Source organism: Ruegeria sp. HKCCE3926 (assembly GCF_017872515.1).
GTDB lineage: Bacteria > Pseudomonadota > Alphaproteobacteria > Rhodobacterales > Rhodobacteraceae > Ruegeria.
Map to the genome: position 1 here is coordinate 192228 of NZ_JAEDOU010000002.1, position 17126 is coordinate 209353.

The following is a 17126-nucleotide window of genomic DNA, read 5'->3' on the forward strand; positions in this document are numbered from 1 at the left end:
ATGCAGCTCAATCTTGACGGGAAAGCGTCAGGTTCCGGTTTTCGGCTGCGCCGCTGCGACCGTGCTGCCAGCCCATGCAAGGTTGTCGCCCAGCTGCGCCAGAATGCTGATTGCGTCCTTCAATGGTGCGTCCCCGCTTTCGAATTGCAGCAACAGAAGCAAATCTGTCGCCTTTTCAAATTCAGCGGGAATCCAATCAGCTTCGGGGTCGATTTCGCCACCTTGTTCCAGCCGTTCCGCAAAATCTTCGACGATCTCCTGACAGCTGCTCAGAAACGCGGCCGGTTCGATATCAGAGGTTTCACGTAGATCTTCATAGATGCTTGCTATTGCGGCCAGCCAGTCCTCGAGAATGGGGTTGTTCAACGGGGGCAGGGCAGACCCAAGCGTTGACTGCATCGATGTGGTGTCATTCGAAACAGGTTCTGGCTCTGCGCCCTTCAGCGCCTCAAGATAGGGCAGGAAGTCCTGCTGCAAATCTTTCCGCGCAGCCTCGAGATCGCCACGGCGCCGGTCGGATGCCGCTTCCAGCACGTGTTCCGCAAGGTTCTGCCCGCCGCAGGTTTCCCAAAGCGCAAAGTCGGGCTCTGGCTCCTGCGCCATGGCACGCACGGCGACCGGTGTGCCAATTGGGACAACGGCGCGGAACATTCCTTCTTTTTCCTTGTTCAGACGCGCAAGGACGCGGTCCAGGGCACCCTGCACCGGTGGCAGATCAGCATGTGTTACGGCCAGCAGGCTGTTGGCCCGAAGCTCCGGGGGCACCTGAGACCACAAGTGACGCTCGGTCTCGCGCCAGGCATTGGTTCCATTTGTGCACCAGATGGCACAATCGACGAATTTCAGCAGATCCAAAGTCGGCTTGTAGGTATCATCCAGAGCACCCGAGCCCGGAAGATCAAACAGCGATATTTCCTTGAGAGCCGGAGTATTGATACCGACCGATATGAAATCGGGCTCTTCCTGGGCCGCTTTTTCCAGCACTATGCCGGAGTATGTCTTTGGTTCCCTGTTCCACCAACCGACAGTCGTTTCGGGCGCATCCGCGTAGGCGACGATCACAAGCGGCAATTTCAGATGCTGCGGGCCGGTTGGCAGAATGTCCGCGCCAGCCAGCATGTTCGCCAGACTTGACTTGCCTGCGCCGAATTCCCCGGCGAAACCGATATTGACCGCGTTTGACAGACGTTCAGCGTGGGACAGAGCCCGCGCACGCATATCCTCCAACGCCTCGTCAGGCGTCAGGTTTTCAGTTGCGGTCAGGAAGCGCTCCAGTTGGCGTACTTCCTTTTCAGTTCCGGGAAATTCAATCATTCCGCAGCCTCTGCTTGTCTTTCATCCGCATCGGGTGTTCCAAAAACCGTCTCCAGCTCAGCTGCAATGCGACGTGCTTTGTCGAAGGCACCTTGCGCTTCCGCCTGGGCGTTCAGTTCTCCTGAGTTGGAACGGTGCTCAAGATGACCGGCCAGAAGGGCCATATAGTGGTCCAGAACCGTATTCAGCCGTTCCAACAGATCGTCGCGGGTCGTGTCGATCAGGTCATCCCCGATCAGCTCGAACTCCTGCACGATCAGCCGTTCTGCACGCGCCACAACGCTATTGCGCGAGATCAGACGCGACAGCCAGTTTACACGCAATTCAACGGTAATGCCACGGGTCAGGGCGGTGGTGTCCGGCCGGAACCAACGTACAGCACTGGTGTTCATGCGATTGTCGACCGGCTCTTGCCATCCCGGCAGTGCCCGCAAAGCGGCATTGCAATGCATGTCGATCGCGTAAAGCTCGCTGAGCATGCGCTGCCGAACAACTTGCGATGCCCCCTGTACCAGTTCACGCATACGCTCGCGCAATGGCGTAAAATTAAGCTCGGTCTCTCCGCCTTTTGCCAGCAGAGGCGACTGGCCGTCCGGCCCGCGCACAACGATAGCCACCGATTCCGAGACAGTGTCATCCATGACCCCGCGCAGATTCGACAGGACATCATCCATGTCACGCGTGATCTCTTGCGTTTTTTCAGCAATCAGTTTCCGCAGGTCGCCAAGTGTCTTGTCGCTTTCATCGGTATTTCGGACATCCAAGCCGTCTTCATCTTGCAGCGCCCGCAAACGAACCTGAGAGCGCTCAAGCTCCCCGCGTGCGAAGCTGTCGAGATGTTGCCAGGCCATACGCAACTGTTCGTTGATCGGTCCGTCCGTCAAAGCCTGAGTGACATGACGGCGCAGATCGGGCAGGCCGGACGCAATCATTGCGGCAAAGCGCAGAACCGCTTCGCGGCTGATCGGTCCCGGGCCTTGTTTGATCTCGGCCACACCGTTGAGATATTGCTGCATCTGTTCCGGGTGGGCGCGCAGCCATGCCAGAACGTGGTCGTGGTTCACTCCGGTTTCATCACCGGTCAGAGCATAGTGCGCCCATTGCGCGCTGCCCATCAGGACATCGATGTTCGAGTTGCCGAGCGCCTTTTCCAACCCCTCCAAAACATCCAGACGAACCTTGGCCGCGTCTTCGGCCCCGCCGCCCAGTTCATCCACACGGTTGATGAAGACGACGATCTGCCCAAGTTCCAGCGCTTGCATCAACCGGAACAGTTTCAGATCCGCGCGCGACAATGCCTGATGCGCGGACAGAACCACCACAAAGAAATCGGATTCCTTCAGATACTGTCGTGAAATTTCTTCACGGATCAGCAGGGGGTCATTTACACCGGGCGTGTCGGTGACCGTCAGTGGAAACGGAAAATGGCCCAAGTCAAAATAAACCTCGGCCTTGCGAGTGATGTCGCTGTAAAGGCCGCGATCGCTTCCGGGGTCCAAAGCCCCGTCCTCGGACGGATCATCCCCGGCACAGACATATCTGGCGAGGTCATCTGACGTCAGTTCGTCCAGATCGTGCTGTTGGCCCAGCAGCTGTTCATAGCTGTCACCCAGACGCCGACGCGCCCGGACCTTCATGGCCTCGACCTGTTCTTCGATCATTTCGCGCTTATAGCTGTCCTCGTCATCGGGAAACATGTTGCGCAGTTCTTCACCTTCGGCGATCAGAGATTGCCATTGGTAATTGTCGAAGAAGTGGAATTCGGCACCTTGGGTTCTGCGGGAAGGGTGCCCGAAATGCATGTCGGTTATAACAGTTGTCCAGGGGTTTACATCCGAAGGCAAATACTCTGCCTGACCGGTGAAGCCGTTGATCAGACGCGATTTTCCAGCCTTGATTTGCCCGACAAACGCAATTGACGGTTTCAGATTGCTAAGATCACCAATGATGCGCGAAATGAATTGGCGCGTTTCATCATTGCTTGCCCCGTTCATTTCTTCTGCTATGCGAATAAGTTCGCGGCGATGTGCTTCACTCATTACTCATTACCCTGATTACAATAATAAACAGATTGAAGTAGTCGAAAATTTGAATTCAACGGAGGCAATCATTTCTCGACCTCCTGCAAAGAGGTCCACAGGTTGACGACCGCCCCCAGTTTGCGGGCTTCGTGGATGGCGACCGCGATCTGACCTTGGTCACTCAAGACGGCCAGACCAGCCCCTTTCCCGCCCGATGGCCGCATGACAATCAGTTGCGGGTCTTCACTCTCATGCTGAGAGTCGCCATCCCAGCCGGCAAGATCAGCCACAAAACGGGCCAGCGTGTCCTGGTCGGGATGCATCGGCTCAGATGGCTTGCAAACGCCTTCCAAAAGAGGTGCGGCTTCGTCCGAATTGTCCACGAACACACGACCCGAGGCGAAGCGGCTCGACACTTCAAAAAAACGTTGGGCAAGTGTTTCCGCTGCATCGGGTGTTGCCTCGGCGGATGGAAAGTCATCAACAGGTTTCTCAGCACTCGGGACGACGGAAACAATCGGCTCGGACGGAAGCTCAATGGCAGCGCAGGCTTTCTCGATTTCACTGAAGGTGATACCCACGTCATCCACTTCAAGCGCTGTGTCCGGTCTGCCCGACGTCAGTTCAAGCGGAGCAGGCGAACCGGAGATGCCGGAGACCAATCCGGCCAGTTTCTCGATCAGTTCGGCGCGTGATTCCGTTTCAAAGTCAGGAACCTCACCTGCCGGAACCTTAAAAACATCCGTGATCCGGGAGCTGTTCACCTCGATTGCCAGACAATCCCCGTTTGCGGCGGTAAATTCCAACCGGCGCGGCAATACTGTGCCGCGGATTGCCCGCAATACCGCAGAACGGCGCGCGGCCGCTGTTTCCCCAGCGATCCGCACGGTCGGAGACAGCCGTGCGACCGAGGTCCGCCTGATATCTTCAAGCAGGTCGAGAATGTCCGTGTCCATCATGCCGTGACCCCCTCTGGTCCCGTTCAAACCGCAGCCGCGACCGGCCCCAGACTGAGATGTGATTTGGTAAGCGCCAGTCCGACATTCGCACTGTTGCGACAGATATAGCAGACCACATGATCAGGATATTCCTTGGTCCGCAGAAAGATGTTCAGCCTGTCCTTGGAAAAAACGGCGACTTCCCCGAAGCCAGCGTTTTCTTCGTCCGCACTGCCGGCCTGACGCAAGAGCGCTTCAAAGGCTGCAACCCCGCGCCCCTGAAACAGATTGGCCACAGCCACCGCCAAAACATCCAACGAATCCGCGCAATCGGAATCAGAAACAGAGCTGCCCAAAAGCATCCCCGTCTCCATGTCGATATACCCGGCTGCTATACAGTCGGGTATCGTTTCCATGGCGGAGTTCAGTGCGGTTTGAATAGACATCTAATCCATTGTTTTCATTTATGAGTTTCTCATTACTTCGATTCGGACACCCTTACAACACATGCCATTCAGCACCGCTGTTTTCTTTGGCTTTCGGAATGGATCGAAGTGCCTCTTTGGTTTGCCTTTCGTTGTGTTCAATGGCGATCTGATCGAACTCGGCCAGAAAGGCCTTGAATACGTTCTTCAGCCCTGCTGCATCCTGCGGCAAGTCTTCATTTCTTGAAACCTCGTGCCACATATCCGACGCGCTGAGAGGCGATCCGACCGCAACTTCGGGCAGGTCACCCAGCGTGGCAACACTTCTTTCGACTGCGTCAACCTGTTCGGTGGTGGCAGCTTTGATCAAACCGCTGGTTTCGGGTTCCGGCTCATAGTCATCCGCAGTGTTGCCGGTTTGCGCGGCCATCAATGCCGTAATCGAGGATACAGAAACTTCTATGCCGCGATCTTCAGCCAAATCGGCCTGCTCGGATTCCTCTTCTGCGCCATCCGGCACGATCGGGGTCTCTTGCATCGAAGTGTTCAGCGAGGCAAGCACGTCATCGGAATTGTCAACAGCCGCAAGAGGTGCGGGGCTGATTTCCGCAACATCCAGAGCGCCCGTGTCGTCATCCAATGCGTCCTCCAGATCGGCGTCAACGGACAGCTCGAATTCGTCTTCGTCATCCTCAAGGCCCGCGACATTCGTCAATTCCAGCGGGTCGTTCGAGGTGTCTTTGAAAAAGGAACGCAGATCATCGCTTGTGTCGGGTTCAACGGGCAGCGGAACCGGCTCGGATGTCATCTCTGCGCGCAGCCGTTCAGCCTCTTCGGCATCGATCCGAACCCGCTCGGCCTCATCCGAGCGCCGCTCGACCCGGGCAGGTCGTACCGGGAAGCTGGTTACAACTGTTTCGCCTACAGCGTTCGATTGCCCGGCGGCCTCCAACGGGTTCACCAACCTCAAGGGTGTGGCTTCGTCTTTGGCTGTCGGCTCGTTTGATGAACGGGCAGGGCGCAAAGGTTTGACTTTGGGTGCGTCGGCTTGGCTCTTGTCGATCTGGTATCGAGCCAGCTGATCGGCACGGTTGTCCATAATCTGTTCCGTGATCTCCAGGAAACTGTCGATCATCTTGCCGCCGCCGCTGCGCGACCACATCTCGGCATCGCCTGTCTTGTCCCGGGCCGTGATCGCGTCGCGGGCCGAAAACAAAATGGACCGATTGAACAGGTGACCAGCTTCGCGGTTAACGCGGCGCAGTACTTTTTGACGGTCTTTGAGGCTCAGGGCATCTGCCCGCGTCACCAAAAGCAAAGAGTTGTGTTGCAACCTCTCGGGTAGGGAAACCCATGTCGCGCGTTCGGTTTCGCGCCAGGCTTGTGTCGCGTGGGTACACCACAAAACGCCGTTTGCCTGACCCACCGCGCGTTGCCACACATCCGTCGAGATCTTGGGGTCCGAAATGCCGGGTGTGTCAATCAGGTCGACAGCTTCCAGAATATCGGCCTCAAGGAAGATGCGGATGAACTGTGCGTCATTGACGCCAACGGTTTCAAGCTGATCCAGTTCGATCAGTTCAGTACTTCCGTCATGGCGTTTTATATAGGGCGCCTGATTGCCCCAGCTAAACCAGACCGGTGGCAACTGGGTTGCCGTCACCTGCGTCGGCAAGGTCTGCGTTCGCAGCAAAAAGTTCATCAACGTGGATTTGCCGGCGCTGAACTCGCCCATCAGGGCGAAAACCGGTTTGCGACGGGACCACTGCTCGATGCGTTCCCATGCCTTCGGAGAAACAAAGCGTGTTTGTGTATCTTTTGCCATTTTTCTACTTATGCCGCTTCGTTGCTTAGATCTTTCAGTATGTCACCCAGAATCTCGTCCTTGGATTTCTGTGGCTGCAAACCCGCCATCGCCGCCGCAGTCTGACCCGGGTTCTTGTCGGCAGAAGACGAGATGCTCAGCAGAGTTTCCTTCTGCTCGCGCAGGAAATCCGTTAGGATCGCGCGAACGTTTTCCAGAACCGCCGCGATCTGGTTTTCCTCGATATCCTTGGTGATCGAATTTGCCTCGGACGCGATCAACCGCGTGTAATCCGCCGCATATGCCTCAAACCCCTTTCGGCGTTGCCACCAACGTCGCCACCAGGTGCTTTGCAAGTCCAGTGCGATCGTCCGGCCGATGCCGAGAGGCGGTGGAACACGGGGAACAATGGGCGCTTCGATGCTGAATTCGCCCAGATGGTTGCCGAGTATCTTATGATAAAGCGCTTCAACATCCGCAGCAGCGGTTGCGTACAACGCCCCGGCATCTTTTCGCATGGCGCGGGCGAAACTGAAATAGGCAGCTTTTTGCAACGTCCGCAAACCTGCTGGATCGTATTGCCATGTGCCTTGTTCGCCATTTTTTTCAAGATGCGCGATCAGAGAGTCCGTCGCGCGTTTGACGAAATTGTCCTCGGCTGACTTCAGACGCTCCAACACCTTGTCGCGCAGCGCATTTGTCAACTCGGCGGCTTTCTTTTCGTATTCGGCTGACACCGTGTTAACCGCCTCTTCGGGCGATACGCCGTCAAGATCCCGTGCAACGCCTTCACCTTCGGAAAGATTCCTGGCAACCGCAGTCGCGCGGATCTGACTGGCAATGTTTCGCGCCCGATGGCGGACGCGGTCCATCAGTCGCGCTCCGGCACCTTCTGCAATGCGCTCATTCATGGCCAGTAGCAGATCGGGCAGACCGGACAGCGCCCAGATTTTATCGAGCGAGGCCGCCTGATCACCGAAACCGGCGGCCAGGTAGAACGTATTCAAAGCCTGGCGCGACTCTTCTGTCAGAATATCCGGGTTCCCGGTCAACGCCGCTTCGGCCCACAGCGCACTGCCAAAAACGACGCTGGTATTTGTGTCGATATTGTTCTGTTTCAGCGTGTCCTGAATGCGGTCACGGATCTCTGGCACCTGGCTCACAGGATCGGACAGCTCGTCGATCCGGTTGACGAACAGGATGATCTGCCGGTTCTCGAACTGCGCGATAATGCGCATCAGGGCCATGTCCATTGTCGTCAGGGCCTGGCTTGCCGCCAATACCACAACGCAGACTTCGGATCCGCGCAGGCTGCGCAGAGTGATTTGTTCGCGCACCATGAACGTATCGTTCACACCCGGTGTGTCGCACAGTTTCAGCGCGATGGGGTATTGCGGAATGTCCATATACAGCTCGGCTGATTTGGTGACATCAGCAAACCGGCCTGTTTTGGGATCAATATCGGGATCGTCTTCATCGCCCAGGCAGACATAACGCTGAATCAGTTCCTCATCGAAATGATCATACTGATGGCTTTGACCCAGGATCAGGTCGAAATGTTTGCCAAGACGTTCCTCTGACTTGGCCTTCATCTCACCAATCTGGCGGCGGATGTCTTCCATCTCGTCATCTGCGCCGGCGCGATTGGCCAATTCGCCAAGACGACCGCCACCGACCATCAGGTTGTCCCATTCTTCCTGCTCGAAGAACGTGAACTTGGCCTTTGTGTCACCGGGCGGGCGCGTGTTGATGTTCAACGTCGTAACCACCGACGTCCAAGGGTTGACGTCTGACGGAAGCAGGCCGGGGTGCCCGGCAAGAATATTGACGATCGAGGATTTTCCGGCCTTGACCTGGCCCACCATCGTGACACTAGCGGTAAAGTTCTCCATCCGGGTCTTGAGGGTCGCCAGCCGTGCCGAGGAGCGCGCATCAGCCACCTCAGTCAGTTGATCAATCTGAGCCGTCAGTGAAGCCATGGTCGCCGTCATCGGTGCCAGTGCTTCGTTGCCCACAGACAAAAGGTGATCGTTGCGCGCCATACTTAACCTCCGGTTCCCGTTGCAGCAATTTCGGGTTCGTGAGCGACACGCCCCGCCGGAATGCTTGTCAGAGTGTCGATCCGCGCGATCAGGTCCAATGCATTGCCCAGAATTTCAGCTTCGGCCCGAGGTGAAATGGTCTCGTACGATTTGGAATCTGCCAGAACTTCGATCGAGCTGAAGCGGTCGCCGTTCTTGAGGCACGCAACACGGCGCCCGGTCGGGAAACCTTCGGATTTTGCGGCGGGCAACGGCATGCGTGCGTTCGCAAGCAGGTAATGTTCACCGGAATGCGTTCGAAGCGAAATGCCAAAGCCTGTATTCGGATGGTCGCGATTCAGAGTTTTGAGCTCACCAAGGAAACTCTCACGAGCGAAGAAGACGGCTTCTTGCTCGGCGGCAGCGGAGGGATTCAAATCGGTCACAGCAGAAAGCCTTGTATTGGAGTTGAGCAAAAAAACTCGTACCGGCGCCAAAGTGGCAAAAAGACTCATTAACTCCTGATAAACAACAAGTACCTTCAAGGCGGTGTTATTTTGGCGCGAATAAGATTTTTTAGCGGTTGAATTGTGGCGGCAATGTGGTCGATCTCTCATAAGAATGCCTCAACCGACGCGAGTATCTCGATGAGGCAGATCAGACCGAGAAACGTCCGGCAAGCTTGTATGCATGCATAGTCGGCGCAGCCAAATGACGCGAAGGTGACGTCTTTTCAGGTGCATTCGAAAGATTTGGAGGTCGAAAACCTTTTGATTTTATACTTTCGAATAAAAACAGATATTTATGTTTCGTTGCTTTACCGAAAACACCGGATCTGGAGGATGTAACCATGTTCCGTGTCAGATCCAGTAACACAGTCTGCGACAGTTTTCCGGATCAGACTGCATCAACTCTGGTCCGTTGTGCCTTGATTCTCCATCAAGTCTGGCGGCACAAGTTCCGACTTGTAGTTCTGGCGTCTATTCAACGTTAGCGCGTTTTTAATGGCTTGATTGTGCCAGGCGTCAACCTGAGAACCAAAAGTCGAAAAGCAGTGTCATATAGCTGCTTGCAAACCGGTTGCAGGTAGGGTTTCAGACGCCTCTGGTTTCGCGACCGTTGCGTTGCTTGCGGTATCAACCAGGCCGAAAACAGGTTGCAGTTTTCAACCAGGCAGCCCGGCAAGTCACAAACTTTCTATTCCTCGAATTTTCCCTCTCGCACTCCGATGCAAGCTTTGTTATTGACCGCTTCATTCCAGCGCAAACGCGCTTGGTTGCGGGTGTGGCGAAATTGGTAGACGCACCAGATTTAGGTTCTGGCGCCGCAAGGCGTGGGGGTTCAAGTCCCTCCACCCGCACCATATGAATTTACCATAATCATCATTATACGAATTATAATTGCGCCCGGGTGCGCGCTACTTCCAAGTGCGACGCCTATTAGAAACCAATGGGTTATCTAATGAGGAGGTCATGGCGTGAGGACAGTGTATTTGCAACTCAGCATCGAAGAGCGCCGTAGAATTGAGCGCTGGAGGCAGGCGGAAGTTCCTGTTCGAGAAATGGCACGTGTGTTGAAGTGCTCGAAAGCCACCATCCATCGAGAGATCAAGCGAAACTTCTTCTCGGATCCTTGTCTGCCGAAATGCGATAGCTACTACGGCGCGTCTGCGCATCGGAAAGCTGCGGATCGGCGCGTCCGGCAACGTAAACTGATCCGCCATCCCGAGTTGCGCAAGCGTGTCGTCGAGCGGCTAAAGAATGGCTGGACGCCTGAGCAGATCGGCAACCGAATGATCTATGAAGGCGCAAAGCTACGCGTCTGTCAGGAAACGATCTACCGCTACATCAATTCCAGAGAAGGCATGGCCGACGAGCTCTGGTGGTATCTGCACGAGCATCGAATGTTTCGTCGGCCACGCCGCGCCAGAAAGCGCCAGCCCCCCAAGTTTGACTGTGATGTCAGCATCCTGTTTCGCCCGGATGACGTGGCGCATCGACGTCAGTACGGTCACTGGGAGGGAGATTTGATGCTGTTCAAACAGGCTCTTGGCTAGTCAAATGTCACGTCACTGGTCGAACGCGTCAGCCGGTTTACGGTGCTGCTGAAGAACCCGAACAAGCGCACGAGGCCCGTGATGGGCAAGATCATGAAGGCGGTGGGCAACCTGCCCCAACTGGCACGGAAATCCATCACCTTCGATCGCGGCGCCGAGTTTGTCTCGTGGCCCCATTTGCAGGCCGAGATCGGAACGCAGACTTGGTTTTGCAAGCCGTCCTCACCCTTGCAGAAAGGCACGGACGAAAACACCAACCGCCGCGTTCGAAGATGGCCGCCAAGGAAGCGGGACATTACGGCCCTCACTGATCATGACTTGAAGGTGATCAGTGACCGCCTCAATGCGACGCCCAGAAAATGCCTGGGCTGGAAGACGCCCGCCGAGGTGTTCCGGGAAAAGATGATGGAAGAAATGGGCCGAGCCCCCTACCCTCAAAGGCAATAGGAGTCGCAGTTCAGGTATCGCTCACAGTCTTCGGATGTCGGAGTACGTAAGAGTGAGATCGAGCGACTGAGTCTCGTCTCACCTTGATTTCAACACCTCAAGATTCTTGCGCTTTTTGAATGTTTCGACGGTTCAAGCGCTTCAAGTCCACGTCAAACGGAAAGCCAGCAAACCTCTTCGCAACCTGGAAGCCGGCGCAGAGTGTCTTACTTGAGCATAGTTGATCGGTAGAATCCCCTGCTCCGGCACTCTGGGCGCGAGGGAGATGGAATACACCAGCAACTGAAAGTTTGCGGAGTCAACAATGCCCCTGAAATAAACAAAAAGACTATCTGTCTTGCCTGGCCTTGGCTTGCCTGCAATGTTGCTGGGCAACTCTCCAACCGAAAAAGGAGCTCCTATGTCTCGACTTTCAGACCGCAGAGACTTTGCCACCGAAATCTGCGAGCAGGCTGGGGTAATGGCCAAAAAGTTCTTTGCAGATCGGGTCAATCTTGTCGTTGATCAAAAAGGCGCTCAGGACTGGGTCAGCGAGGCGGACAGGAGCGTCGAAACCTTCATTCGTCAAAAGATCTCGGAGGCTTGGCCCAAAGATGGCATTTACGGTGAAGAACATGGCGCGGTAGCGGGAGAGAGTGGCTTTGACTGGGTTATTGACCCAATTGATGGAACCACGAATTTCGTGAACGGTATTCCAGCGTGGACCATTGTTCTGGCTGGTGTCACCAACGGCCAAACGGAGATTGGCGTGATCCATGATCCAAGCGTGGATGAGACTTTTGTCGCAACGCGCGGAGAAACAGCAACACTTAACGGATCACCGATATGGGTCGCTTCAGGAGTGCCTTTGCGCGACGGAACCGTGGCCGTAGGATACTCGAACCGGATTGAAAGCCGTCATGTTTTACCCGTGATCGAGAATCTGATCGAGCACGGGGCGATGTTTCACAGAAATGCCAGCGGAGCGCTTTCGTTGGCCTACGTCGCTGCCGGACGCCTTTTGGGTTACGTCGAGGAACACATGAATGCTTGGGATTGTCTGGCTGGGCAATTGCTGGTCGCGGAAGCGGGCGGCGTTGTCGAGGATCAGAACGCCGATGCGATGATCCGAGACGGTGGGCGCGTGATCGCAGGCACGCCAGATGTGTTCGAGACGTTGCGTGAGATCGCAGAAAACGCATGGAGCGCTTAACGTCTAAGTCAAAGAGACCCAACCTGAATCAGGTTTGAGTGTCGCTAGATCAGCCTGCCAGAAATGGCCTTGTGAGGGCTGGTCATACTTGCGGTCTATCAAACAATCCGAAAGTGCGCACCAAAGCAATGTGCCTACTGCCCCGTGTGTCGTGATTGCAAGATCCCCGGCATCATGCGTCTGGATTATCTCTGTTACTGCGCGATGAATGCGTCTCTGCGCCTCGACAGCTGTTTCCCAACCGCGATAGCTCGTATCCGGCTGCGCAAAGAAAGCATCGGCGGCGGCCTCGAAATCGTCCCGAGGCAAGTAACCGGTTGCGCTGCGGTCGTTCTCACCAAGACCCCAGTTGCAATTCACGGGTAACGCTTGTGGTGCAGCAAGAATCTCACCTGTTTCGCGGGCCTTCCGCTCGCCACTGGTCCATATCTGCGTCACGTTGGATAAGACTTCACTGGATGCAAATTCGGTAGCGCGTTTGCGGCCCACAGCGTTCAATCCCCACTCAGTTATCGGGACGGCCGGATCGACAGAGACCTCGGGGTGCGAGATGATAATGAGTTTCGGCATTTAATCCGGCAAAAGAACGGGGCCTTTGTCAGCAAAGCCCATTTTGGTTTTTGTGCCGGGATCAAGCGGCGTATCGACGTCATCGTGTACAGCAAAAACCTGACCGAATTCACCCGTCAGCGTATATTCCATCCGAACGCCAACATAGGTCGCCTTGGCCACCGTGGCTGGGATGCCTTGGTCTGAACCGATGACCAGACGCGAGGGGCGCACAGCGATGGTTGCAGGTCCTTCGGACAATCCGCGACGTGGTAGCGTGTGGCGGTAACCTTCTATTTCTATCGTTGCCGCGTCGCCGTTGATTTCGACGATTTGGCACTCCAAAAGATTTGCCTCGCCTATGAAATCGGCAACAAATCGGTCGTTCGGGGCATCGTAAAGCTGGCGGGGTGTGCCCATTTGGGCGATTGCTGCGTTGCGCATGACGACAATCTCATCCGAGACCGCCAGTGCTTCCTCCTGATCGTGGGTCACGTAGACAACTGTCAAACCAAGTTCTTGCTGGATTGCCCGAATATCCTCTCGCACCTGACGGCGAAGCTTGGCATCGAGGTTGGACAACGGCTCGTCGAACAGCAGAACCTGCGGCTCAAGAACCAGCGCGCGGGCGACTGCAACACGCTGTTGTTGACCCCCCGACAGTTCAGAGGGAAGACGGTTGTCGAACCCCTGAAGACCAACAAGTTCCAATCCATTCAGAGCGCGGCTGCGGGCTTCATCCTTTGCAAAGCCCGAGAAGGTGAGGCCATACATCACGTTTTCCAGCACGCTCATGTGAGGGAAAAGCGCGTATGACTGGAACACCATGGATACGTCACGGTCGGTGGCAGGCAATTTGGTCACGTCCCGATCTCCGATCAGGATCTTGCCCGAGCTTGCCATTTCCAACCCGGCAATCATGCGCAGAGTCGTTGTTTTCCCACAGCCTGACGGGCCGAGCAGTGTGACGAGCTTTCCCGCCTCAACGTTCAGGTTGATGTTGTCGACAGCGACGACATCCTTGCCGAACACTTTCGACACGTTCTCAAAGCGTACTGGGGCAGCCTTGGAACCGATTTTGGTGTCGGTCATGGCGATGTCTCCGTTCCGTGCTGCGTGCGTCGGCCAATTTGGACCCGACCGACGAGAAGTTGCAATAAGCCGACCGCCGCGAGCATCACGAAGATCAGCGTCGTCGAATAGGCGATCGCAAGGCCATAGTCGTTGTTCTCGACCCGACCGATGATGTAGCTGGTCGCCATGTCATATTCTGCACTGACCAGAAAGATGACAGCCGAGATCGCCGTCATGGCGCGCACAAAGCTGTATACAAGCGCGGCAAGTATCGCAGGGCGCAACAGCGGCAGAATGATGTTTCGGAACGTCTGCCACGAGTTCGCACCAAGGGTCAGCGAGGATTCATCAAGGCTGCGGTCAAGCTGCGACATGCTCGCGATCCCCGCACGAACGCCGACCGGCATATTGCGGAAGATGAAGCTGACCACGAGAATGACACCCGTACCCGTGATTTCAATCGGCGGAACGTTGAAGGCCAGGATGTAGCTGACGCCGATCACTGTCCCGGGGATGGCGAAGGACAGCATTGTTCCAAATTCGAAAGCGTTCTTGCCTGCAAAACTTTGTCTTGTCAGCAGATAGGCGGTCACCAGGCCAACGGCGGCAGTCAACGGGGCAGCAATGGCCGCGATGGTTATGGTGGTCCAGAAACTGTCCCAAGCTGCCCCGGTCCAGCGAATACCCTCTTCTTCGAAGCGGACCGAGAATGCAGTGATATAGTGTTTGATCGTCAGCGAGTTATCGACGCCCCACAGCTCGACAACACTGCCGTAAATGATCATCGCGTAGACAACAATTGTGAACAGCGCCCAACCCAGAGCGACGAGCAGTACCGGAACAGAAAGGCCAGTGGGCATCAGTGGATGGACGCCGGCATCCCCTTTGCCGGTGACGGTTGTGTAGCTTTTCTTCCCCAGCCAGACACGCTGCGCGTAAAAGGCGGAAAGAGTAAAGAACAGCAGCACCATGGCCAGAACCGCAGCCCTGCCTTGATCGTACTGAGCGCCGACGATGGCAAAGAATATCTCGGTCGAAAGCACGTCGAAATTCCCGCCCAATACAAGCGGGTTTCCGAAATCGGCCATGCTTTCGATGAAGCCCAGAAGAAATGCGTTCGCAAGACCAGGCCGCATCAGGGGCAAGGAAACCGTCTTGAATGTCTGCCATCTGCTGGCGCGGAGCGTTTGCGCCGCTTCTTCCATCGACGGAGAGACGCCTTCAACCACACCAATCAGAACAAGAAACGCAATTGGTGTAAACGCGAGTGTCTGCGCAATCAGGATGCCCGGCATTCCATACAGCCAGCGTGTCGGTTGCGTGCCGAACAGTTCGGCAAAGAACCGGGTGACAGAGCCGGACAGGCCAAAAAGCAGGATCAGCGCCAGGCCGATCACGAATGGCGGGGTGATTATTGGCAGAACGGTCAGAGCCCGCAGCGCGCGCTTGTAGCGAAAGCCTGAGCGCGTCACGACAAGTGCAAAGCAAAGACCCAGGACCGTGGTGATGACGCCAACGAGGATGGCAAGGAACAGTGAATTCCAGGCGGCGCCACAACGCGCGCCCTGAAAACAACCCAGACCCCACAGTCGATCATCGAAAAACTTCGAGAAGAAGACCGCGATGGAATACGCGCCGTCTTCGGTGATGAAGGCAGCGAAAAGCATCTTCGCGATGGGAAAAAAGACAAACACGGAGACAATTGTAATAACGCCTCCGATGGCGCTTACGACAAAGACGTCACCGTTAATGGCACCCCTTGCCGCAATCCCCTGAGTAAGCAGGAACAGAAAGCTCGAGGCGCATATCATCGCGCCATAGCCCATGCCGAACTGACGGTCGCCAAGCTCGCCAAACATCGCCTCCAACCAATGAAAGTTGAAACCTCTGATGCCAATGCTGAACCCCTGAGCGATCAGCCAGCCAAAGCCAAGCGCCCCTGACAGGATCAGTATGCGGGCGTAAACTGGATCAGATTTGGTGCGCTTCAACACCAGAAGCGGCAGGGCCAGTGCGATCAAAAGCGGCGCGAGCCAAAGTTTTTCACCCTGCCCAATCAGAAACGCAGCGGGGGCGTAATCCTCATCGAATGGATAGCCGTCCAAAAGCCACCCGAACGACCAAAGGCCACCGTCGACCATATACCAAGGCAACAGGCAGAATCCGACCCACCCGGCCGTGATCCAAAAGATCAGAACCGGATGGGTCGTTTTTGAAGTCCGGTCAGTCATTTACTGCGGCAGAGTGGAAACTTCCTCGTCCCATTTCTGCAACAGACGCTTCCGTTCGTCCGAGGACCCATACTTTTTGAAGTCATAGTCAATCAGCTTGATCTGACTCATGTCTGGCGCGCTCTCCGAAGTTTTTGCGTTCTTGTTCGATGGCACCTGGAACGCGTTGACCTGCAAAGCAAGGTTCTGAGCTTCGGGCGAAAGAGCCCAATCATAGAACTTCTTCGCTTCTTCTTCGTTGCGGGCTCCGTCAATAATCGACATCGAGCCAATCTCGTATCCCGTACCTTCGCATGGCGCGACGACCTTGATCGGGAACCCGGAAACGGCCTGTTTCACGGCGTCATGCATGAAGACGATACCAATTGTGTTCTCGCCACGACCGGCGGCCTTGATCGGCGCCGATCCGGATTTGGTGTACTGATTGATGTTCGAATGCAGGCCCTTCATGAACTCAAAGCCTTCATCCTCGCCGAAGATCTGCACCATCGACGCCAGCGTGGTGTAGGCCGTACCTGATGAGTTCGGATTCGCCATCTGAACGTGGCCCTTGTATTCGGGCTTCAGCAGGTCTTTCCAACAGGCCGGTTCGGGCAGGTTGTTTGCAGCGATAAGATCGGCATTGTAGCCGTAGCCAAGTGCGCCCGAATAGATGCCGATCGTTCTGTTACCCGCACTTTCTGCCTGGGATATCGCCCAATCATGAAGCTGATCGCGCATTGGCGAAATGTATTCCATCGTCAGGCCCTCTTCGGCGGCCTGCAAATGCGGATCACCCGTACCGCCCCACCAAACGTCCCCTTTCGGATTCGAGCTTTCGGCGCGTATTTGTGCAAAGGTTTCCCCTGACGACTTCCGGGTCATGTTGACGTCGATGCCCGTCGCATCTTCAAAGCTGCGCGCCATCAGTTGGCACCAGTCTTCTTGCGCCGAACAATAAAATGTCAGTTTGTCGGCCTGTGCCGCCGACAGTGACGCAGCCAGGGCGATCACCGATCCAACCGTGGTGGATATCAATTTCCTCATTTTCTTCCTCCCTTTGAGCTTGATGCGT

12 protein-coding genes, 1 tRNA gene and 1 pseudogene are annotated in these 17126 nt (G+C 55.8%); 3 read left to right on the forward strand and 11 right to left on the reverse strand.

The window, feature by feature from the left end:
- Positions 1–27: 27 nt before the first annotated feature.
- The 7 genes from I9184_RS09085 to I9184_RS09115 form a co-directional block, all read right to left on the reverse strand.
- On the reverse strand, positions 28–1314 hold the full coding sequence (locus I9184_RS09085) for a dynamin family protein (RefSeq protein WP_209833922.1): 1287 nt from the start codon (positions 1312–1314) through the stop codon (positions 28–30).
- Positions 1311–3353: a dynamin family protein gene (locus I9184_RS09090; RefSeq protein WP_209833924.1), complete on the reverse strand. Its 2043-nt coding sequence runs from the start codon at positions 3351–3353 to the stop codon at positions 1311–1313. The genes I9184_RS09085 and I9184_RS09090 overlap by 4 nt, the downstream gene beginning before the upstream one ends.
- Before the next feature lie 68 nt (positions 3354–3421).
- Complete coding sequence (locus I9184_RS09095) at positions 3422–4294, reverse strand: hypothetical protein (protein ID WP_209833926.1); 873 nt, start codon at positions 4292–4294, stop codon at positions 3422–3424.
- A gap of 23 nt (positions 4295–4317) precedes the next feature.
- A complete protein-coding gene (locus I9184_RS09100) occupies positions 4318–4719 on the reverse strand; it encodes a hypothetical protein (protein WP_171636075.1) in 402 nt (133 codons plus the stop codon).
- Between the two features lie 52 nt (positions 4720–4771).
- Positions 4772–6523 carry a dynamin family protein gene (locus I9184_RS09105; protein WP_209833928.1) on the reverse strand — a complete coding sequence of 584 codons (1752 nt, stop codon included), beginning with the start codon at positions 6521–6523 and terminating at the stop codon, positions 4772–4774.
- An 8-nt stretch (positions 6524–6531) separates the two neighbouring features.
- On the reverse strand, positions 6532–8544 hold the full coding sequence (locus I9184_RS09110) for a dynamin family protein (RefSeq protein ID WP_209833930.1): 2013 nt from the start codon (positions 8542–8544) through the stop codon (positions 6532–6534).
- Between the two features lie 2 nt (positions 8545–8546).
- The gene (locus I9184_RS09115) at positions 8547–9140 is read right to left on the reverse strand and encodes a hypothetical protein (RefSeq protein ID WP_245218056.1); all 594 of its coding nucleotides are present in this window, start codon (positions 9138–9140) and stop codon (positions 8547–8549) included.
- A 661-nt stretch (positions 9141–9801) separates the two neighbouring features.
- Between I9184_RS09115 and I9184_RS09120 the strand changes: the two genes are divergently transcribed.
- From I9184_RS09120 to I9184_RS09135, 3 genes and pseudogenes are all read left to right on the forward strand, one after another.
- Positions 9802–9886: transfer RNA gene (locus I9184_RS09120), tRNA-Leu, on the forward strand.
- 129 nt (positions 9887–10015) lie between these two features.
- Positions 10016–11026 (forward strand): annotated as a pseudogene (locus I9184_RS20885) (IS30 family transposase).
- 400 nt (positions 11027–11426) lie between these two features.
- Complete coding sequence (locus I9184_RS09135; RefSeq protein WP_209833936.1) at positions 11427–12218, forward strand: inositol monophosphatase family protein; 792 nt, start codon at positions 11427–11429, stop codon at positions 12216–12218.
- Positions 12219–12221: 3 nt separating this feature from the next.
- Here I9184_RS09135 and I9184_RS09140 read toward each other — a convergent pair whose 3' ends face one another.
- The 4 genes from I9184_RS09140 to I9184_RS09155 are packed head-to-tail and all read right to left on the reverse strand — an operon-like array spanning position 12222 to position 17098.
- Positions 12222–12788, reverse strand: coding sequence for a histidine phosphatase family protein (locus I9184_RS09140; RefSeq protein WP_209833938.1), 567 nt, complete (start codon positions 12786–12788; stop codon positions 12222–12224).
- Positions 12789–13859 (reverse strand): ABC transporter ATP-binding protein, encoded by a 1071-nt coding sequence (locus I9184_RS09145; RefSeq protein WP_209833940.1) that lies wholly within the window; start codon positions 13857–13859, stop codon positions 12789–12791. It lies immediately after the preceding gene.
- The gene (locus I9184_RS09150; protein ID WP_209833942.1) at positions 13856–16072 is read right to left on the reverse strand and encodes an iron ABC transporter permease; all 2217 of its coding nucleotides are present in this window, start codon (positions 16070–16072) and stop codon (positions 13856–13858) included. Before I9184_RS09150 ends, I9184_RS09145 begins: the two co-directional genes overlap by 4 nt.
- Entirely contained in the window at positions 16073–17098 is a 1026-nt protein-coding gene (locus I9184_RS09155) for an ABC transporter substrate-binding protein (protein WP_209833944.1), read from the reverse strand.
- Positions 17099–17126: the final 28 nt, after the last annotated feature.